Source organism: Leisingera sp. S232 (genome assembly GCF_049800895.1).
Classification (GTDB): Bacteria; Pseudomonadota; Alphaproteobacteria; order Rhodobacterales; family Rhodobacteraceae; genus Leisingera.
Genome location: NZ_JBNAFX010000003.1, coordinates 96931 through 116571 on the forward strand (window position 1 = coordinate 96931; position 19641 = coordinate 116571).

Sequence of the window (19641 nt, forward strand, 5' to 3'; positions counted from 1 at the left end):
AAAAATGGCTTCGGACAGACAGAATCTTCAGGATGCCTTCCTGAATCACGTTCGCAAAACCAAGGTTCCGGTTACGATTTTTCTGATCAACGGGGTCAAATTGCAGGGTGTCATCACCTGGTTCGACAATTTCTGCGTGCTGCTGCGCCGCGACGGACAGTCGCAGCTGGTCTACAAACACGCGATCTCGACCATCATGCCGGCCCAGCCGATCAGCCTCTATGAGGGTGAAGACGCCTCTTGATGGAGCACGACAGGAAGCGCACCCGCGCCTGGGTGTTGCATCCGGAAATCAAGTCAGACAGCGGGCGCCGCGAGGCTGCCCCCGCGCTTGAAGAAGCCGTTGCGCTGGCAGCGGCTTTGCCCGATCTGGATGTGATCGGGTCAAACGTTGTGCGCCTGCCCAAGGCGCATGCGGGCATGCTGTTCGGCTCCGGAAAAATTGAAGAGCTCGCAGGCATTCTGAAGGCGGAAGAGATTGAACTGGTCCTGATCGACGGGCCGGTTTCCCCTGTGCAGCAGCGCAATCTGGAAAAAGCCTGGAAGGTCAAGATTCTGGACCGGACCGGGCTGATCCTGGAAATCTTCTCGGACCGGGCGGCGACACGTGAAGGTGTTTTGCAGGTCGAGATGGCGGCGCTCAGCTATCAGCGGACGCGGCTGGTGCGGGCCTGGACCCACCTGGAGCGCCAGCGGGGCGGCTTGGGATTTGTCGGCGGACCCGGTGAAACCCAGATCGAGGCTGACCGCCGGGCCATCGACGACCAGCTGGTGCGGCTGCGCCGGCAGCTGGACAAGGTGGTGAAGACACGGACGTTGCATCGCGCGTCGCGGGCCAAGGTTCCGTATCCGATTGTCGCGCTGGTGGGCTATACCAACGCCGGCAAATCGACGTTGTTCAACAGGCTGACCGGCGCCGAAGTGATGGCCAAGGATATGCTTTTTGCCACCCTGGACCCAACCATGCGTCGGGTGCAGATCCCCGACGGGCCTGAGGTGATCCTGTCCGACACTGTGGGGTTCATTTCTGACCTGCCGACCGAACTTGTTGCCGCTTTCCGCGCCACGCTGGAAGAGGTGCTGGCTGCGGATGTGATCCTGCATGTGCGTGACATCAGCCATGATGAAAGCGAGCAGCAGGCTGAGGACGTCGAAGCGATCCTGTCGTCGCTGGGCGTGGATGAAAACCGCTCCCGGATCGAGGTCTGGAACAAGCTGGACCAGTTGCCGGAGGACGAGGCGGATGCCTGTCGCCAGCGCGCTGCGCGTGAGGAGGACATTCATGCGATCTCGGCTCTGACCGGCGAAGGGCTGGACAGCCTGCTGGCAGACATCGCCGAGAAGCTGCAGGGCGTGCGCCATGAGGAGGTTTTGAGCCTCTCATTTGCAGAAGGAAAACAGCGGGCCTGGCTGTTCAAGGAAGATCTGGTGCAGCGCGAAGAACAGACTGAGACCGGGTTTGACATCACCGTGCTGTGGACTGACAGGCAGAAGGCCAAGTACCAAAAGCTTTGAAGGCATCCGCCGTAACATTATTGGAAACGGGCGCCGCAGCGCCCGTTTTTTATTGCAGCGGAGAGATCCGCGTTATTCCAACCGCCGCTGCACGGGCCAGGTCTTCGTCCAGCGACATCGGCACATATTCGCCACGGCGCCAAAGCTGGGCCATGTCGTCATAGTAGCGTGACAGCGGGTGGCCGGATTGTCCGGTGGCGGTGATGAAGACAGAACTGTCGGGGTCGGCAAAATCATAAACACCGCGGTAGCCGGCCGCATGGATGTTCTGGAACGGGTCGGGATCCTTGCCCGAGCTTTTGCCGCGCTGCAGTGTGTTGTCGCCACCGCTGGTGGATTGGCGAATGTTGACAAAGTAGCGCAGCAGCGGCACGTCGCCCAGAACGGCGTGGTCCTGCACCGCCTGATGCGCGTCGCCCCAGCGCAGGGATTCCAGCGCGTCGCCGTATCTTTCCTCAATCCAGATCAGCGCGTCATCCAGCGCCAGGCGCGCCATATCGGTGCAGGCCTCCTGCGGTGCGCTTTGGCGCACGTCGCACCAGATAGCTGCACCCTCGACATTGCGAAAGACCCGCTCGATGAACAGCGGCTCCACATGGCGGAAGGACTTGGCAACCAGGCCCAGCTCGTCGGTGATCAGCCGTGCTTGCAGCGCCCGCAGCCAGGCGGCGTAGATCAGCGGTTCGGGCAGATGCTCGTTCATCTCACCGTTCCATTCTGCCAGCAGTGTCAGAGCGATCTGGCGCTGACGTTCGCGGGTGCCGGCTGGTGCGGCCTCGCCGGTGAACCACAGGTTGGCACCAATCAGCGGCAACAGGGTGCGGGCAGAATAGGAGACCGTGTCCAGTTGCGCCTCGATAAAGCTGTCTCGGGTGTGTACTTCGCGGTTTTGCATCAGCTTTTCCCAGCGATGGATGCGCTGGGTATCGCCCCAGTCAAACGAGACATGTTTCGGGAACGGGCGGTCGAGGATCTTGTTGTTGGTGTTGCCGAGGATACCTCCGGCGGGGCTCACGAACTCCGGGTTCTCCGAGTAGGGCGCACGGCCTTGCCAGCGGTTCTCCGGGCGCCAGCCCTGGCTGGGCATGCGGCCCTGGCTTTGATGCGCAGCATCGCGCTGCGGGAAGGCGCCAACTGTCTTCATGGCAATGCTGTTCCGGTCCGCCATCGTCAGGTTCTGCGCAGGGGCTACAAAATCTTCGCCCGCGATGATCGCCTCCTGGATTGAACCACTGCGCATCAGGCCGATCGTGGCGCTCATTGATGTGTCCTTGGGGCTGAGCACGGTCCAGCTGAGCGATACCACATGGCCGGGCGGGGTGATTTCGGCAAGATTGAACATGGAGCCGGGCAGCACTGGCCCGTTGTCGGTCCAGCGCAGGGTCAGCGTGACGGGGGGTTCGTCCTTGATCTTTATGATGGAGGGACGCGTGATGAATTTCTTGTACCCGTCAACGCTCAGGTATTCCTGCAGATTTTCGGGGTTCAGCTTTTCGATGAACAGGTCCTGGTCATCCATATAGGACGAGGTGACGCCCCAGCCGAGCACATCCGAGCGGCCGGTAATCACAGCGGGGACACCGGGGATGGTCGCTCCGATCACGCCGCCGGTGCCCAGTTCGAGCCGGGCAAGATACCAGATGCCCGGGGCGCTGAGGCCTAGATGCGGGTCGTTGGCCAGCAGCGTGCCGCCTGCAGCAGAGCGACTGGGGGCCGCAGCCCAGGCATTGGACGCGCCGGCCAGTCCGCGCGGGGCAACAGGAAACAGAAGTCTGTTTTCTTCAATCGGCGCCGCAGCGGCAAAACGCCGGGCGCCGGGCACCAGTTGGGCATATTCGGGCAGGGCAGTCAGGCCTTTTCCGGGGGCATCCGGAAGGATGTCCCGAATGCGGTCGGCATCATTCAAGGCCAGCGAGGTGCGGGCGCGCAGGATCTCTTCCTTCATGTGGCCTGAGAGCTGCAGGGCCATCAGCTTCATGATCGCAATACTGTCGGCGGGCTGCCAGGGGGGAAGCGGCATGTTGAACAGGAACATTTCCGGTGCGCCGCGGCCCAGGGCTTCTTCGTTGATTTCCTGAAGACGCGCATTGACGCCCGCAGAATAAGCCTTGAGTGCGGCCATTGCTTCTGGGGACTGCACTTTGACGGATTCTTGAGCCAGCCCGTAGATGTTCAGACGGCGTAGATAAGTGTCTGTCTCCACTGTGCGGGAGCCGAATACTTCTGACAGGCGGCCTTGGACGGTACGTCGCATCACGGCCATTTGCCACAGGCGATCCTGCGCATGGGCATAGCCGAGGCCAAAATAGACATCTTCGTCGCTGGCGCCGAAACTGCCGAAAATATGCGGAACATTGGCGTTGTCCCGGACGATTTCCACCGGCGACGTGAGACCGGGCAGCGCCAGCTCCTTATCATATTCGGGCAGCGATTGGGACGACAGGTAATAGATCAGGGTTGCGGCCAGGAGGCTCAGCAGAATCAGCCCCGCAGCAATGCGCAGAAGCCAGCGGAAAAGATGTCCCATCAGCGGTTGTTTTCCCTTGGTTTTTGTCATTTCCAGCCGCATGGCTGATTGCACCTAGCGGTGGCGGTGGTAGGGTTGGCGCCAACATATGCGAAGACTGTTCAAGGGAAAAGCAGATGGCGAAAATCGCGTTTCTGGGGCTTGGTGTCATGGGGTATCCGATGGCCGGGCACCTGCAGGCCGCAGGCCATGAGGTCACTGTCTACAACCGTACAGAAGCAAAGGCGAAGGCCTGGGCCAAGGAGCATGGCGGCCATTTTGCCGCAACCCCGCGGGCGGCGGCCGCGGGCGCTGAATTTGTGATGGCCTGTGTCGGCAATGATGATGATTTGCGGTCTGTCTGCCTGGGGGCAGACGGGGCTTTTGCCGGAATGGCAAAGGGGGCGGTTTTCACCGATCACACCACGGTGTCAGCCAAAGTCACACGCGAACTTTACGAGGCCGCCGCGGAGCAAGGAATTGCCTTTGTCGACGCGCCGATTTCCGGCGGTCAGGCAGGAGCCGAGAACGGTGTGCTGTCCGTGATGTGCGGCGGCGACGAAGACGCCTATGCCCGGGCGGAGCCGGTGATGGACGCATATTCCAAGATCTGCCGCCGCATTGGCGACAGCGGGGCCGGGCAGCTGACCAAGATGTGCAATCAGATTGCCATCGGCGGATTGGTTCAGGCCCTGGGTGAGGCGCTGCATTTTGCAGAGAAGGCAGGCTTGGACGGGCGTGCTGTGGTCGAGGTGATCAGCCAGGGTGCCGCGGGCAGCTGGCAGATGGCCAACCGGTATGAAACGATGCTGGACGATCATTTTGATCACGGTTTTGCGGTGGATTGGATGCGCAAGGATTTGGGCATCTGCCTGGACGCGGCGGATGAGACCGGCGCCAGCCTGCCGGTGACGGCGCTGGTCGATCAATTCTACAAGGACGTGCAGAAGATGGGCGGCGGGCGCTGGGATACTTCGTCGCTGTTCAAGCGCCTGCGCAAGCTGGACGGCTGAAAACAAGAAAATGGCCTTTCCGGTTGGAAAGGCCATGCCTCCGGCGGGGATATTTCCGGCCAGAAGAAGCGGCGGTCCTGCCGCCTGCACCGCATCCGGTCAGGGGATGATACGGGTGTATTTGGTGCCTTCCAAAGTGGCGCCCACACGCAGGCCGGCCTGTGCAAAGACCACGGCAAGAATTGGGGATGTCAGGGTGTTGGTGTCTGCGGACAGGGCGTTGCCTTCGTCCTTGATCACATATTCCACATCGGCGCCGGCCGCCCAGCCGGAGGAGCGGCGGAAGCCTGCCAGCGCGTCCTGGGTCATGAAGAACAGCACATGCGCGTATTGCTGGGCGCCGATCTGAAGGCCTGCGTTGCCCTTGTAGGTGGCGTAATAATCGACGGTTACACCGTTGATCAGCAGCGCGCCGCGGCCGTAAGCGCCGCCAAAGACAAACCCCGCCTCAGTCACCAGCGGCATCACCAGCATGCCTGTTGATTTTTCGGCCAGAGTGCGGGTGTTGGGGTATTGGCTGTACATCTGGTTCAGCGTGGCATCAACGCGGGCATCAATGGTGGCAGCGTTGCTGGTGCCGACGCCATTGCCGCAAGCGGCGGTCACACCCGCACCGGCCAGCGCAGTCAGGGCAAAACCGCGGCGGGTCATGCGGAAAGGGGAATTATCGCTCATTTTTCAGGTGCCTGTAATGATTTGCTCCAAGGCCGGTTTGGTCCGGCTCTGAGCAGGGTTATACGCGGAAAACCGCTGCCTGTCATCTGCTGCGGGACGTGGACTGGCGGCTTCCCGCTGAAGTGAACATCTGTGGTCCGGCCTGCGGTGTCAGCCGTTCAGCAGCCGGGCAGCCGCCGGCGCAAAATAGGTCAGGATGCCATTGCAGCCCGCCCGCTTGAAAGCCATCAGGCTTTCCATCATCACTTTTTCTCCATCGATCCAGCCGTTTTGCGCTGCGGCCTGGATCATCGCGTATTCGCCCGAGACCTGATAGGCATAGGTCGGCACGCCAAATGCGGATTTCACCCGATGGCAGATGTCCAGATAGGCAATGCCCGGTTTCACCATGACCATGTCGGCGCCTTCCTGAAGATCGCGCTCGATCAGCCGCAGGGCTTCGTCACTGTTGGCCGGGTCCATCTGGTAGGTGGTCTTGTCACCTTTCAATGCGCCGGAGGCCCCGACCGCATCGCGGAACGGCCCATAGTAGCCAGAGGCATATTTGGCCGAATAAGAGAGGATCGCCACATTGTGATGGCCTGCCTGCTCCAGAGCTGACCGCATTGCGCCGATACGGCCGTCCATCATGTCTGAGGGGCCGATGATATCGGCGCCGGCGTCTGCCTGGGCCAATGTCATTCTGACCAGCGCCTCGACGGTTGCGTCATTGACGATCTCGCCGTCCACAACATAGCCGTCATGACCGTTGATGTTGTAGGGATCCAGCGCCACATCCGTCATCACCGCGATGTCCGGTGCGGCGTCCTTGACGGCGCGGATGGCGCGGTTGGTCAGGTTGTCCGGGTTCCAGGCCTCGGCGCAATCTTCTGTCTTGAGCGACGCGTCGGTATAGGGAAACAGGCAGATGGCAGGAATGCCCAAAGCTTGGGCTTCAATTGCGGCTTCTGCGATTTTGTCCACCGAACGGCGCATCACGCCAGGCATCGACGCGACAGGCTCTTCCTGGCCCTCGCCATCGCGCACAAACACTGGCCAGATGAAATCGGAAGGCGTGAGGGTGTTTTCCTGCACCAGATTGCGGATCGCCTGGCTGGCTCGGGTGCGGCGCAGACGGGCGGCGGGAAAGGGCGCGACGGTGGGCTTCATGGCGGTCTCTCGTTTTGGCTGGCCCATGGGTGGCATGGAAGCTGCCCCGGGAACAAGAGGCACATTCGCCGCGCCGGTAAACTTGTGTGCCAAGCGGGCTTGCCTGTGGGCGCTTCCCGGTTGATATAGGTCCGGATACAAGACTACAGGCCCCAAGGGCCGGAAGCGGCAGACGGGGGCTGGAGTGGACCTGCTTGAAATTATCTATGAGATGATTGACCTGCGGTCGTTTTCCAACCTGTGGTATTGGATTTCGCTGGCGGTCCTGTGGTCATCGGCGAGCCATTGGATTCTGGGCGTCCCTTACGACATGGTGTACCGTGCACGCCGCCGCGGCGGACAGGCAGAGCAGGACCTGGAGGATGTCACCAGGGCCAACATCAACCGCATGCTCTATATCGCAGAGGTGTCTGGTCCGTGGATTGTGGCCCTGGCCTGTTTCCTGTTGTCCGCACTGGCCACGCTGGGTTTTGTCTATTTGATGGAGATTGCCCAGGCGGTGTTCCTGCTGCTCTTTCCGATGTCAGTCGTGGGGCTGATCAGCTTTTTCACCGCGCGCCGGATTGCCAGTGAAAAGGCAGCAGGCGCGGACCTGCGCAGGCGCCTGGCCTTTTGCCGCCTGTATATTCAGTTTGTCGGAACAGTCTCCATTCTGGTCACTGCGTTCTGGGGCATGTATCAGAACCTGGCAATCGGAGCCCTCTAAGAACCGGGCTGCCCTAAAAGAAAACCCCGGAAAGGAAACCGCATGGCACAGCGTGCAATCACCATGGGCGGTGCGCCCGAAGGGTATGATGCCCGGCTGATCCTGAAGGAAGTGCAGGCATCCGGTGCGCCGGTGATGCATGTGGCTCGCGATGACAAGCGAATGGAGGCGATGCGTGCAGCACTTGCCTTTTTTGCGCCGGACATGCCGGTCTTTGTGTTTCCGGGCTGGGACTGTCTTCCATACGACAGGGTGTCTCCGAATGCGGATATCTCCGCCGCGCGGATGGCAACGCTGGCGGCACTGGTGCACCAGATGCCAAAACAGTTTGTGCTGCTGACAACGCTTAATGCTGCCAGCCAGCGTGTGCCTGCGCGCGAGGTGCTGCGCGAGGCGGCCTTTACTGCGCGTGTGGATCACCGGGTGGATGAAGGCGCGCTGCGCAATTTCCTGGTCCGCATGGGGTTTACCCAAAGCCCAACCGTCATGGAACCCGGTGACTACGCGGTGCGCGGCGGTATCATCGACATATTCCCGCCGGGCGAAAGCGGCCCTGTGCGGCTGGATCTCTTCGGGGACGTGCTGGATGGCGCGCGCCGGTTCGACCCTGCCAGTCAGCGGACCACTGAAAAGCTGGAGGTGGTGGAGCTTGCGCCGGTCTCCGAAGTGATTCTGGACGAGGCGGCGATCACCCGGTTCCGGCAGAACTACCGCATCGAATTCGGGGCCGCAGGCACGGACGATCCGCTTTATGAAGCGGTGAGTGCAGGCCGCAAGCATCAGGGGATTGAGCACTGGCTGCCATTTTTCCATGAGAAACTGGAGACGCTGTTCGACTACTTGCCGCAGGCAACCATCACGCTGGATGATCAGCTTACGCCTGCGCGCCTGGCGCGCTGGGACAGTATCGAGGATCAGTATGGCACGCGCAAACACGCGCTGGAACAGAAGGGACGGATCGACACCGTCTACAAACCCGCACCCCCAGCGCTGCTCTATCTGGATGATGCCGCCTGGGAGCGGGCGATTGCAGCAAAGCGTATAGTGCAGTTTCACCCGCTGCCGCAGGCTTCTGGCCCCGGTGTGGTGGATGCAGGCGGGCGCATCGGGCGCAGTTTTTCACCTGAACGCCAGCAGGAAAGTGTTAGTCTTTTCGGAGCTTTGGCTGCGCATATTAAGGTGCGGATGCAGGAGGGGCCGGTTCTTATTGCCTCCTATTCGGAAGGTGCGCGGGAACGTCTGACCGGCCTGATTGAGGACGAAGGCCTGGCCGAGGCCATTCCGGTGATGGACGGCACCCGCATCGGAAAATCCGGACTTCATCTGGCGGTCTGGGCGCTGGAACACGGGTTCGAGGCGCCGAATTTGACGGTGATTTCCGAACAGGACGTTCTGGGCGACCGGCTGATCCGGGCCCCAAAGAAACGCCGCAAAGCAGAGAATTTTCTGACCGAGACCCAATCTTTGTCCCCAGGTGATCTGGTGGTGCATGTGGATCACGGCATCGGCCGCTATAAGGGGCTGGAAGTGGTGACGGCTGCTGGCGCGGCCCATGAATGTATCCTGCTGGAATATGCCGAGCAGTCAAAACTCTACCTGCCGGTCGAGAATATCGAACTGTTGTCCAAATACGGCCATGACGAGGCGCTGCTGGACCGGCTCGGCGGCGGCGCGTGGCAGGCGAAGAAGGCCAAGCTCAAGGAACGCATCCGCGAGATGGCGGACAAGCTGATCCGTATCGCTGCTGAACGTGCCCTGCGCAAGGCACCGGCAATGGACCCGCCGCCACACGCCTGGGAGGAATTTTCCGCCCGCTTCCCCTATCAGGAAACCGACGACCAGCTGCGTGCCATTGAGGACGTGATGGAAGACCTGCACTCTGGCCAGCCGATGGATCGGCTGATCTGCGGCGACGTGGGCTTTGGCAAGACTGAGGTGGCGATGCGCGCGGCCTTTGTGGCGGCGATGTCCGGCCTGCAGGTCGCAGTGGTGGCGCCCACCACGCTGCTGGCCCGCCAGCATGCTGCGTCTTTTGCCGAACGCTTTCGTGGTTTTCCATTGGTTGTCAGGCAGTTGTCACGGTTTGTTACGTCAAAAGACGCCAGCCAGACCCGCGAAGGGCTGGCCAAAGGCACTGTCGATATCGTGGTCGGGACTCATGCGGTGCTTGCCAAAAATATCAAATTTCAGAACCTCGGCCTGCTGATCATCGACGAAGAGCAGCACTTTGGCGTCGGGCATAAGGAGCGGCTGAAACAGCTGCGCAGCGATATTCATGTGCTGACGCTGACGGCGACGCCAATTCCGCGCACTCTGCAATTGTCACTGACTGGCGTGCGTGATCTGTCGATCATCGGCACGCCCCCGGTCGACCGTCTGGCGATCCGCACCTATGTCAGCGAGTTTGATACGGTGACCATCCGCGAAGCGCTGCTGCGCGAACATTACCGCGGCGGACAAAGTTTTTATGTGGTGCCGCGGATCACTGACCTGCCGGATGTCGAGGCCTTCCTGAAGGCGCAGCTGCCGGAACTGACCTATGTGGTGGCGCATGGGCAGATGGCGGCGGGGGAACTTGATGACCGGATGAACGCTTTTTATGACGGCAAATATGATGTGCTGTTGGCAACCACGATTGTTGAAAGCGGGCTGGACATCCCCACTGCCAACACGATGGTGGTGCACCGTGCTGACATGTTCGGCCTGTCACAGCTTTACCAGATCCGGGGGCGCGTGGGCCGCTCCAAGGCCCGTGCCTATGCCTATCTCACCACCAAACCGCGCCAGCGTCTGACGCCGGCTGCCGAAAAACGCCTGCGGGTGCTTGGGTCGCTCGACACGCTGGGCGCGGGCTTTACCCTCGCCTCGCAAGACCTTGATATCCGGGGCGCCGGCAATCTTTTGGGAGAGGAACAGTCCGGGCAGATGCGCGATGTCGGCTATGAGCTGTACCAGTCGATGCTGGAAGAGGCGATTGCCAAGATTAAGGCAGGCGAAATGGAGGGCCTGTCGGATGCCGACGAGCAATGGGCACCGCAGATCAACCTCGGCGTTCCGGTACTGATCCCCGAGGATTACGTGCCGGATCTGGATGTACGCCTTGGCCTTTACCGCCGCCTGTCGTCGCTGTCGACCAAGGTGGAACTGGAGGGATTCGCCGCGGAGCTGATCGACCGCTTTGGCACGCTGCCCAAGGAAGTGAACACGCTGATGCTGGTGGTGCGGATCAAGGCGATGTGCAAACGCGCAGGCATCGCCAAGATGGACGGCGGACCGAAGGGCGCGACGATCCAGTTCCACAACGACAAATTTGCCTCGCCGCAGGGGCTGGTGGAGTTCATCCAGGGCCAGAACGGTCTGGCCAAGGTGAAGGACAACAAGATCGTCGTGCGCCGCGACTGGAAAAAGGACAGCGACAAGATCAAAGGCGCCTTTGCCATTGCCCGCGATCTGGCAGAGAAAGTCGTGGCGGAGAGGAAAAAGGCAAAGGCGGGATAATCGGCGCCAAGGAAATTCGAATTTCCTTGGCAGATTTCTGTCTCAGGGAAATTGGTTAGCTGCAACAGGGGCTGGGCGCCATTGCCGCCTGGGCACAGAAGCAGGAGGCGCCGACCGCCCGGTCCGCCCGTGCCAGAGCCAGATCAAGCTGCTGTTTTATGCTCCTGATTTCAGTAGTTTCGTTACGGGCCTTCAGGCAGTCGTGCAGCCCCTTCAGGCTCCAAATGTTGGTTGGGTGAATTGAAGCCCGAGACAGGCTGCCGTCCAAACCAAGATCGGCCCGGTAGACGGCCTCGGCTTCCTCGGTATGGCCCTGTTCGAACAAAAGCGCCCCCAATGCGTGGCGAGTGGGCTGCATCCAGCCCCAGGGCTCGTCATAGGGCAGGTTGTCGTCCAGCTCAGCCGAACGGTGCAAATGGGCAAATGCCGCATCAAAGTTCTGTTTGCGGTATTCGATCTCTCCGCGCAGCATTTCTGCCGCGATATCAAGCAGGTCGGCGACTTTGTTGTTGTGCATCAGCCGTGTTTCCGGAACCCGGGACTTGGCAGCAAGGAACAATTGCTCTTCGGCCTCTGCTTCTGCAACGCGGCCTGTTGCGGCATAGGCAACGGCCCGGGCATAGTGGGTATTGGCGGTGAGTGTGCAGTAAAGCTGAGGATCGTCTGGCAGTTCCAGTGCGATCGCCTCCTGCCAGCGGCCGAAGCGGATCAGAATATGCGGCTGCATTGCCATGTAGCTTTCAAAGTAATCCGCCATCGGCGGGCTTTCGATGCGCAGCATGTCGTCCGGCGTGGTATCCAGAAGGCCCTGGTTGGCGTCCAGCGCGGGTTCAATCTGGCCCAGGAACATCGCACCGTAAATGACGAACTGGTAATTATGCTGCCGGTATCCGGTGTAGATGTTGAAGGCGCCCTCGCGCTCATAATACTTCAGATCCGCCTCAACCGCCTTTTGGTTCCAATAAACCACGCTGTGGTAGTCGCCGCACAGAACGTCGATATGGGTGGGCATATGCACCAGATGGCCTGCATCCGGCACCAGGGTGCGCAGGACATCGGCGGCTTTCAGGGCCATCTCGGGCGTGGGCGACATTTCCATCAGATGCACATAAAGATGCAGCAGACCCGGATGCTGCATGGCACCGGGGGCATTGTCCATCGCCCATTCCAGAACTTCCTGCGTTTCCAAAGTGGCGGCGCCTTTGGCGGGCTTTCCAGTCTTCAGATCCCACATCTGCCAGGGCGTCAGGTTCAACAGGCTTTCGGCATAAACCGTGCGCACCTCCAGATCGTCGGGGCAGGCAGCAAAGGCAGTGCGCATCGCGTCGGCAAAGGCGTAATCCCAGGCGTGCATGTCTTCAACGGCCTCGCGCTGGGGGTAGCGGGACTGAAGCGCCTGGATCAACTGCTGTTCAGGGACCGTGCAGCCGTCTGAACAGGCCAGCGCAGCTCGAGCCGCGTCAAAGGCTTCGGCCAGCGCCTTGGCGCGGCCTCGGTCATCGCGCAGGGCCCACGGCAGGTTGTAATTCGGCCCGGCAGCATAGGCCACACCCCAATGAGCCATGGCGCAGCCGGGGTCGTGTTCCAGCGCGTTTCGGAAGCATTTGATGGCTTCTGTGTGGTTAAAGCCGTAGGTCCAGATCAGGCCGCGGTCGAACCAGATCTGCGCCTCAGCCGAGGAGGTTGTCACCGGACAGGAATAGCTGCCGAGATCGTAATCGTATGCCATGAAAAACCTCCCAAATTTCTTGGTAAGGGTAGGAGTGCAGTCAGAGGCAGGCAAGGCGGTTATTCCGCGGGCTGCCGTGCCTCGGTTTTGGCCATCTGCAGCATCAGCAGAAAGGCGATGCAGGCCATGATCAAAAGCCCTGCTGCCAGTGGCACCAGAGTGCCGTCAAACAACAGCCCCACAGGCGCAGCAATGGCGGCGGCCAGAACGGTGGAGATCGCGCCGATGACAGAGGCCGCCATGCCGGCGATATGGCCCATCGGTTCCATCGCCATGGCATTGAGATTGCCAACGGTGGTGCCGACCATAAAGAAGACGCTAGCCTGCCAGGCGACAAACAGGCCGAACATCCAGGGATCGGGCAGGTTCCAGCCGCTCAGCAGCAGGATGCCGCCGGTGATCAGGATCTGCGCTGCCAGCGATACGGTGACAATGCGGCGCATGCCGATCCGCATCACGATGGCGGCGTTCAGCAGGCTGGCTGTGCCGGAAATCGCTGCGACCAGCCCAAACCAGTAGGGAAAGCTGTCACCGCGGCCGAAGATGATGTCATAGACCGGCTGCACCATCGTCAGCATGGTGAACAGCATGCCAAGGCAGAGCGTCTGCACCATGATCGACAGGCGGACGGTCGGGTGCGCCAGCATTTCCCGGACCGCGGCCATCAACAGGGGCGTGCGGAAGGCGCGGCGGTTGTCTTGTGCCAGGGTTTCCGGCAAGCGGAAACTGGTCCACAGGACAATGACCGTGGCAAACACCGCAAAAGACAGGAAAATCGCGCGCCAGCTGGACACTGCGATGATGCCCGCGCCCATCAATGGGGCAATGGCCGGGACAATCATGAAAATCATCATGGCAATCGACATCAGCCGGGCCATTTCGCGCCCCGAATAAAGATCGCGGACAACGGCGACACCGACGATACGCGGGCCTGCGGCGCCGATCCCCATCAGCACCCGGGAGATCAGCAGCACCTCCAGCGACGGTGACAGCCAGGCCGTCAGGGCAGACAGGACATAGAGAGCACAGCCTCCAGCGACAACGGGCTTGCGGCCAAAGGCATCCGACAACGGGCCGGTAAAGAATGTTCCCAGACCCATGCCAAGCACAAAGGACGTCAGTACCAGTTGCGCGCGGTTGATGTTGTCCGGGCTGAGCGTCTGGCCGATCTCCGGCAGGGCAGGCAGCATGGCGTCAATCGACAGGGCAATGGTGGCAAACATCATTGCAATCAATGCAATGAACTCTGCCTTGGCCATGCCAAGAACCGGCGTTTGGTCCTGGGACTGGGACATTTGAAACCTCTAACAGCACTGCAGGCGGTCCCCCGGGATCGGGGCCGGTCTGGGAGCCGTCCGCTTCCGCTAACACGAAAATATCAGCCGGGCCAGCCTCCTCCTGCACAGAGGCCTGTGCATGGTTGCGATGCTAAGTAAAAATGCGCGCCTATTCGGCCTCGGCGGCCTTCAACTGCTGCAGGAGGTCTTCGATCACCTGTTTCCACAGCTCTGGCGGCTGGGCGCCCGGTACTGCGTGCTGGTTTGCAACGATGAAGGTCGGAACCGAGCTCACCCCCATCTGGCGGGAATGGGCGTCGCGGTCGCGGATAGTGTCCACGTCGCTGTCTCCGTCTAGCAGGCGGGCGGTGGCGTCTGCATCCAAACCGGCCTCTCGCGCAATATCTGTCAGAACGGCGGGGTCACCGATATCCTTGGCGTCAACGAAATAGGCCTGGAACAGGGCGTCCACTGCCTCGGTCTGCTTGCCCTCGATGCCAGCCCAATGGATCAGCCGGTGCGCATCCAGCGTGTTCGGAGTGCGCAGCATGGCTTCAAAGTTGATCGTCAGCCCGGCTTTTTCGGCGTGTTCCACGACCGGTGCATAGGCTTTGACGGCCCCGTCCTTGCCGCCGAACTTGCGTTCCAGATATTCACGCCGGTCCATGCCTTCGCGCGGCATGTCGGGGTTCAGCTGGAACGGGTGCCACTCGATGACAAAGGGATGGTCCGGCACTTCCGCCAGTGCCTTGTCCAGATGGGTCTTGCCGATATAGCACCAGGGGCAGATCGGATCCGACAGGATGTCGAGCTTGACAGTGGTCATTTGGGTCATCCTTTGAACAGGGCGGGCAGGGCGCGGCGCAGAAGTTTTCCATTTGCGCCGGTGGGTAAAACGTCCAGATGGACATAGGCGCGGGGCTGCTTGTAGCGGGCCAGACGGGCGGATGCAAAGGCCTGCAGCTCTGCTGTGTTCAACTCTTCGGGACCGGAGTAAAAGGCGGCAATGACAAAGGTGTCTTGCTTTACCTCCACTGCGGCGGCACCGGACTGGGTTATGCCGGGATGCGCATTGAGCGCGGTCTCGACCTCGATCGGGGACACCCGGTATCCGCCCGCATTCATCATATCATCACAGCGGCCAAGATAGCGGATCTGGTGGTCTGGCGACATTGCCCCCTGATCACCTGTCAGGAACCAATCGCCCAGGTAGCGTGCGGCGGTTTCTGCTGCTGCGTTCAGGTAGCCCAGCATCAGCCCGGGGTCCGAGCGGTGGATGGCGATGGTGCCTTCCTGTTCAAATGGAACAGGGCCGTCCGCTCCCAGAATTGCGACCTTTCTGCCTGGTTGCGGCTGCCCCAAGGCGCCGTTCTGGGCGGGTGATTTTGGCGACGAGGAAATGAAGGTTGAGCATTCGGACATGCCGAAAGCCTCGTAAAGGCTGCGCCCTGTGGCTGTTTTCCAGGCGTCATGCAGGTGCTGTGAAAGCTTTTCACCAGCGCAAAGCCCGTGCCGCAAGTCCGGCAGATCCAGTGTTCCGCCGCGCAGGAACTTGCCATAGACGCCGGGGGCAGCAGCAAAGATCGTCGCGCGATGGCTGCGCAGCAGCGCAGGCAGCTCTTCCGGTGGTGTGCCCGGCGCCGGGATCAATGCCGTGGCACCGGCGGCCCAGGGGTCCATCAAACCCGTTCCCAATGTGTAGGTCCAATTGAAAGCCCCGGCATGCAGCAGCCGGTCATCTTCTGTCAGGCCGTACCAGCCGTCGATCATCATCTGGCGCGCCCAAACGGCCCTATGTGCATGCACAACGGCTCGCGGCGTGCCGCTGGTGCCGGAGGTGTAGACCGCATAGGCAGGCCGCTCCGGATCGCCCATGGCGTATGTACAAGGCGGGAGGTCGTGCATGTCCTGCAACTCGGGGGTGCTGATCTGGCGGCGGTGGCTCGCGCAGGCCACGGCAGGGTCTCGAAGCACCGCTGCGGGCGCCAGCTCGGCAATGATGCGGGCGGTTTCAGCCTCGGTCAGCTGGGACGATGTCGGCACCGGCACCAGCCCGGCTGCAATGGCGCCAAGATAGGCGACTGGAAACTCCACCGTGTTTCCCAGCCGCATCAGTACGACATCGCCCGGTTTCAACCCGGCTCTCAGCAGCCCGGTGCCGGTGCCGCGCACGGCGGCTTCCAGTCGGGCGTAACTCCAGTCGTCGCAGGCATTGCCGTTCAGAACTGACAGCGCAGTTTTATGCCCCAGCTGCGCAGCGTGGCGCAGCACATGGGCTGCAAGGTTGAAGGGGGACGGGCAGGGCGCAAACGGCCCCTGATCGAAAACAGAAAGCATGGCAATTGGCTAGCCCGCCCGCTCCTGCGTTGCAAGGTACGCGCGTGCGGCTTATAGAGTCCTCATGAAGAGCCGCGATCCAAAATCCCTGATCACCATCGCCCGTGCCAATGGCGGAGAAGACGAAGCTGAACCCTTGGACCTGGGCGCCCGGGTGCGGGAGCTGCGCAAGGCGCGGGACTGGACGCTGGAGTATGCGGCAAATCAGGCCGGGCTGGCGCGTTCGACCTTGTCAAAGATCGAAAACGGCCAGATGTCACCGACCTATGAGGCGTTGAAGAAGCTGGCAGAAGGTCTGCAGATCTCGATCCCTCAGCTGTTCACCCCGCCAGAGCGGGACCAGGTGAACGGGCGGATGACGGTTACCAAATTCGGTGACGGTGCTGCCCATGCGACAGCGACATATGAGCACGAATTGCTGGCTGACGGGCTGACGCGCAAGCAGATGCTGCCTTATCGGGCGCGGGTGCGGGCCCGTTCCCTGGATGAATTCGATGGCTGGGTGCGCCACGACGGCGAGGAATTTCTTTATGTGCTGACCGGAGTGGTCAAGCTATATACCGAGTTCTATGAACCGGTGGAAATGCGCCGCGGCGACAGCGCGTACTACGATGCCGCGATGGGTCACAATGTTGTTTCCATCAGTCCAGAGGACGCCACAATTCTTTGGGTGACATCGCTGGCCTGACAGGCTGGCAAAGATCCGCTGGAGTCAATGCGGGCGGCCGTCCAGCTCTCTCAGCAGGCTTTCGACATACAGGAAATCCTCCACCTCTTCTTTGGCTTCGGTCATGGTAAGTTGATGGGTTCGGGCCAGATAGGCAACGAACCTGTCCCGGTCGTCCAGTATCGATGGCGCGTTGCTTGCTTTCAGATGGGGAAAGCGTTGCTTGATGCGGGGCATCCTGTCAATCCAGCTGGCAGCTGCTGCTTGTACAGGCATGGGGGGAACTCCCTGACAAACGGTTACACGGTTGGTGGAGCTTCAAGGTAACATCTTTTCCGCATTTTTGTAACGTCCGCTCCAAACTACTCTTGCGGGATCGCTTTTGTGAGCGGAATTTCGCTGGCGTTGCCGCTGCGTCAAAAGCCTTGCCAACACCTGAGAGCCAAAGCCGGCTGCTGTCAGCGGTATCAATACCGTCACAAGGGGCCGCCCGGATAGAGGCCGGAAAAGCTGCTGTTGATGCCCTATGCGCCGGTGGCCGCGGCGCAGAGGGCGGATGCTGAACTGGTCTATCAGTCAGCCTGATACCACCAGACATCCGGCATGAAGCCGGTCCGGTCGCCGTAGACGGGCAATGTCTGCGGGAAACGCATCTCTTTGATATGGGCGATACGGCCGGTGTCAAAGCGCCAGAACGGGATGACATAGCGCCCGGCGGTCAGCACCCGGTCCAGCGCCCGCACTGCGGCGGTGAAGTCCTCCGGCTCTGTGGTGGTCAGCATCGCATCTATCATGGCTTCCGCCGCCGGGCTGTTCATGCCCATCAGGTTTCGGCTGCCGGGCTGATCGACCCCCGTGCCGCCCCAGTAAAACCGCTGTTCGTTGCCGGGGCTCAGCGACAGCTCTCTGCGGAACCGAGTGAGATCGAAGTCATAGGCGCTTTCCCGTTCGGCGTATTGGGCATTGTCCACAGTCTCTGCCGTCAGGGTGATGCCCAGCCGTTCCAGCGCGCGGGCGTAGATTTCCGTGACAGTTTTCATTTCACCGTCACCCTGCCGGATCAGCACGCTGAGCGTCAGCGCCGTGCCGTCCCCATTGCGCAGCACCCCATCCGTCACGGTCCATCCGGCCTCTGTCAGCAGGTTCACCGCCTTGCGCAGATTGCCGCGGTTGCGCTTGCTGCCATCGCTTTGGGGCAGGGTGTACCCTTCCAGGGTGCCGGGCAGCAGGCTGTCGGCATAGGGCTCCAGAAACGCGCGGACCTTGCCGCTGGCGGCACCAGGCCGCATTCCCAGCACAGAGCCGGAAAAATAGGAGGTGATCCGCTGCTGTGCGCCGCCTGTCAAAGTGCCGTTGATATATTCAAAATTGAACGCCAGCAGCAGCGCCTCGCGCACCCGCCAGTCATCCAGCGGCGCGCGGCGGGTGTTCATCACCAGACCGGTCATGCCAGAGGGGCGGGAATGCGGGATCTCGCTTTTGACCACATCGCCGCGGCTAACGGCGGGAAAGCCATAGGTGCTGTCCCATTTGTCGGCGTTGAATTCGCGCACCGCGCTCAGCTCTCCGGCCTTGAAGGCCTCAAACAGGACGGTTGCGTCACCAAAGAAGTCGATACGCATCTCGTCAAAATTTCCGGTGCCGCGGCGCAGGGGCAGGTCCTTGCCCCAATAGTCCGGGTTGCGGCTGAGAGTGACAAAACGGCCAGGTTCAAAGGCGCTGACCACATAGGCGCCAGTTCCGATCGGGGCGCCTTCGATCTTATCGCTGCCGAAGTCCTTGCCGTCCCACTGCGCTTTCTGGAGGATCGGGCGCAGGCCTGCAAGCAATGCCAGTTCGCGGTCCTCAACATTGAATGTCAGGCGAATGCGGCGCGGACCGGTTTGTTCGATCTTCTCCACTTTGGTCCAGAACCCGCGGTACCGCGGGTGGCCTTTGGTTCCCAAAGTTTCATAAGACCAAATCACGTCCTCTGCCGTCACCGGGTTGCCGTCAGAGAATCGGGCCTCCTTCCGGAGGGTGAATTCCACCCAGGACCGGTCCTGTGACACCTCAATCGATTCGGCCAAAAGACCGTAAAGCGTGAACGGCTCGTCCCAGGACCTGCCCATCAGACTCTCATAACTCCAGAACCGGAGCTGCCACGGAGTGGTCCCTTTCAGGGCAAACGGATTGAGACTGTCAAAGCCTCCGGTGTTGCCGAACACCACCTTGCCGCCCTTTGGCGCGTCCGGGTTTGCATAGGGTAAAGACACAAAATCCGGTGGCAGCGCAGGTTCGCCGTACATAGCTATGCCATGGGCCGATTCTGCTTGCGCGAAATTCGCGGCAAACATCAAGCTGATTCCAGCTATCACCTTGTGAAGAATCCGGAAATTTTCTTTTTGCAATTTCACAACAATCCCACTCTGCCCTTATTTTCTTGCCTCCGCACGCTACGTGCGCTTTTTCGTCTTTTCAAACTTTTAGCTTGGACGAAAGCCGGAAATTGCTTATAAAGGGGTCACTGCTCGATAGGTTTCTTGCCTGTATGAAACCTGCCTCAATAACTAACGCCCGCCTTGTGCGG

Annotated in this window: 15 protein-coding genes; 6 read left to right on the plus strand and 9 right to left on the minus strand. The window is 60.8% G+C overall.

Translation table 11 applies throughout. The annotated features are described in order from the left end of the window. Positions 1–4 precede the first annotated feature (4 nt). Together hfq and hflX are read left to right on the plus strand one after the other, a co-directional pair. Positions 5–244: an RNA chaperone Hfq gene (hfq, locus tag ACP151_RS03355; RefSeq protein WP_008204623.1), complete on the plus strand. Its 240-nt coding sequence runs from the start codon at positions 5–7 to the stop codon at positions 242–244. Continuing rightward, a complete protein-coding gene (hflX, locus tag ACP151_RS03360) occupies positions 244–1515 on the plus strand; it encodes a GTPase HflX (protein ID WP_424977443.1) in 1272 nt (423 codons plus the stop codon). The genes hfq and hflX overlap by 1 nt, the downstream gene beginning before the upstream one ends. Positions 1516–1564: 49 nt before the next feature. Here the strand turns inward: hflX and ACP151_RS03365 are convergent, their stop codons facing one another. Beyond that, positions 1565–4042, minus strand: a complete 2478-nt coding sequence (locus ACP151_RS03365) for a penicillin acylase family protein (protein ID WP_424977444.1) — start codon at positions 4040–4042, stop codon at positions 1565–1567. Between the two features lie 116 nt (positions 4043–4158). Between ACP151_RS03365 and ACP151_RS03370 the strand changes: the two genes are divergently transcribed. Further along, positions 4159–5034 (plus strand): NAD(P)-dependent oxidoreductase, encoded by an 876-nt coding sequence (locus ACP151_RS03370; RefSeq protein ID WP_424977445.1) that lies wholly within the window; start codon positions 4159–4161, stop codon positions 5032–5034. Positions 5035–5133: 99 nt separating this feature from the next. On the opposite strand, the gene ACP151_RS03375 is transcribed toward ACP151_RS03370, so the two are convergent. Next, positions 5134–5709, minus strand: a complete 576-nt coding sequence (locus ACP151_RS03375) for a YSC84-related protein (RefSeq protein WP_424977446.1) — start codon at positions 5707–5709, stop codon at positions 5134–5136. Positions 5710–5859: 150 nt separating this feature from the next. Further along, positions 5860–6858 (minus strand): porphobilinogen synthase, encoded by a 999-nt coding sequence (hemB, locus tag ACP151_RS03380; protein WP_424977597.1) that lies wholly within the window; start codon positions 6856–6858, stop codon positions 5860–5862. A 184-nt stretch (positions 6859–7042) separates the two neighbouring features. Between hemB and ACP151_RS03385 the strand changes: the two genes are divergently transcribed. Both ACP151_RS03385 and mfd read left to right on the plus strand, forming a co-directional pair. Then, positions 7043–7564 (plus strand): component of SufBCD complex, encoded by a 522-nt coding sequence (locus ACP151_RS03385; protein ID WP_424977447.1) that lies wholly within the window; start codon positions 7043–7045, stop codon positions 7562–7564. 42 nt (positions 7565–7606) lie between these two features. Then, positions 7607–11062, plus strand: a complete 3456-nt coding sequence (mfd, locus tag ACP151_RS03390) for a transcription-repair coupling factor (protein WP_424977448.1) — start codon at positions 7607–7609, stop codon at positions 11060–11062. 55 nt (positions 11063–11117) lie between these two features. On the opposite strand, the gene ACP151_RS03395 is transcribed toward mfd, so the two are convergent. The 4 genes from ACP151_RS03395 to ACP151_RS03410 all read right to left on the minus strand — a co-directional run bounded on the left by ACP151_RS03395 (position 11118) and on the right by ACP151_RS03410 (position 16405). Continuing rightward, entirely contained in the window at positions 11118–12791 is a 1674-nt protein-coding gene (locus ACP151_RS03395; protein WP_424977449.1) for a tetratricopeptide repeat protein, read from the minus strand. A 59-nt stretch (positions 12792–12850) separates the two neighbouring features. After that, positions 12851–14086, minus strand: a complete 1236-nt coding sequence (locus ACP151_RS03400) for a multidrug effflux MFS transporter (RefSeq protein ID WP_424977450.1) — start codon at positions 14084–14086, stop codon at positions 12851–12853. Positions 14087–14237: 151 nt separating this feature from the next. Beyond that, positions 14238–14903: a DsbA family oxidoreductase gene (locus tag ACP151_RS03405; protein WP_424977451.1), complete on the minus strand. Its 666-nt coding sequence runs from the start codon at positions 14901–14903 to the stop codon at positions 14238–14240. Next, positions 14900–16405 carry a class I adenylate-forming enzyme family protein gene (locus tag ACP151_RS03410; protein WP_424977452.1) on the minus strand — a complete coding sequence of 502 codons (1506 nt, stop codon included), beginning with the start codon at positions 16403–16405 and terminating at the stop codon, positions 14900–14902. Before ACP151_RS03410 ends, ACP151_RS03405 begins: the two co-directional genes overlap by 4 nt. A 64-nt stretch (positions 16406–16469) precedes the next feature. On the opposite strand from ACP151_RS03410, the gene ACP151_RS03415 reads away from it, so the two are divergent. After that, positions 16470–17093, plus strand: a complete 624-nt coding sequence (locus ACP151_RS03415; RefSeq protein ID WP_424977453.1) for a helix-turn-helix domain-containing protein — start codon at positions 16470–16472, stop codon at positions 17091–17093. A gap of 24 nt (positions 17094–17117) precedes the next feature. On the opposite strand, the gene ACP151_RS03420 is transcribed toward ACP151_RS03415, so the two are convergent. Together ACP151_RS03420 and ACP151_RS03425 are read right to left on the minus strand one after the other, a co-directional pair. Continuing rightward, positions 17118–17348, minus strand: a complete 231-nt coding sequence (locus ACP151_RS03420; protein WP_424977454.1) for a hypothetical protein — start codon at positions 17346–17348, stop codon at positions 17118–17120. Positions 17349–17644: 296 nt separating this feature from the next. Next, the gene (locus ACP151_RS03425) at positions 17645–19408 is read right to left on the minus strand and encodes an extracellular solute-binding protein (protein WP_424977455.1); all 1764 of its coding nucleotides are present in this window, start codon (positions 19406–19408) and stop codon (positions 17645–17647) included. Between the last annotated feature and the right edge of the window lie 233 nt (positions 19409–19641).

What these genes read in the sequence shown, in the direction of transcription:
- mfd (WP_424977448.1), top strand. Translation starts at nt 7,607, where the DNA reads ATGGCACAGCGTGCAATCACCATGGGCGGTGCGCCCGAAGGGTATGAT.
- ACP151_RS03395 (WP_424977449.1), bottom strand. Translation starts at nt 12,791, where the DNA reads ATGGCATACGATTACGATCTCGGCAGCTATTCCTGTCCGGTGACAACC.
- ACP151_RS03405 (WP_424977451.1), bottom strand. Translation starts at nt 14,903, where the DNA reads ATGACCCAAATGACCACTGTCAAGCTCGACATCCTGTCGGATCCGATC.
- ACP151_RS03375 (WP_424977446.1), bottom strand. Translation starts at nt 5,709, where the DNA reads ATGAGCGATAATTCCCCTTTCCGCATGACCCGCCGCGGTTTTGCCCTG.
- ACP151_RS03370 (WP_424977445.1), top strand. Translation starts at nt 4,159, where the DNA reads ATGGCGAAAATCGCGTTTCTGGGGCTTGGTGTCATGGGGTATCCGATG.
- hflX (WP_424977443.1), top strand. Translation starts at nt 244, where the DNA reads ATGGAGCACGACAGGAAGCGCACCCGCGCCTGGGTGTTGCATCCGGAA.
- ACP151_RS03410 (WP_424977452.1), bottom strand. Translation starts at nt 16,405, where the DNA reads ATGCTTTCTGTTTTCGATCAGGGGCCGTTTGCGCCCTGCCCGTCCCCC.
- ACP151_RS03365 (WP_424977444.1), bottom strand. Translation starts at nt 4,042, where the DNA reads ATGGGACATCTTTTCCGCTGGCTTCTGCGCATTGCTGCGGGGCTGATT.
- ACP151_RS03425 (WP_424977455.1), bottom strand. Translation starts at nt 19,408, where the DNA reads ATGTTTGCCGCGAATTTCGCGCAAGCAGAATCGGCCCATGGCATAGCT.
- ACP151_RS03400 (WP_424977450.1), bottom strand. Translation starts at nt 14,086, where the DNA reads ATGTCCCAGTCCCAGGACCAAACGCCGGTTCTTGGCATGGCCAAGGCA.
- ACP151_RS03415 (WP_424977453.1), top strand. Translation starts at nt 16,470, where the DNA reads ATGAAGAGCCGCGATCCAAAATCCCTGATCACCATCGCCCGTGCCAAT.
- hfq (WP_008204623.1), top strand. Translation starts at nt 5, where the DNA reads ATGGCTTCGGACAGACAGAATCTTCAGGATGCCTTCCTGAATCACGTT.
- hemB (WP_424977597.1), bottom strand. Translation starts at nt 6,858, where the DNA reads ATGAAGCCCACCGTCGCGCCCTTTCCCGCCGCCCGTCTGCGCCGCACC.
- ACP151_RS03420 (WP_424977454.1), bottom strand. Translation starts at nt 17,348, where the DNA reads ATGCCTGTACAAGCAGCAGCTGCCAGCTGGATTGACAGGATGCCCCGC.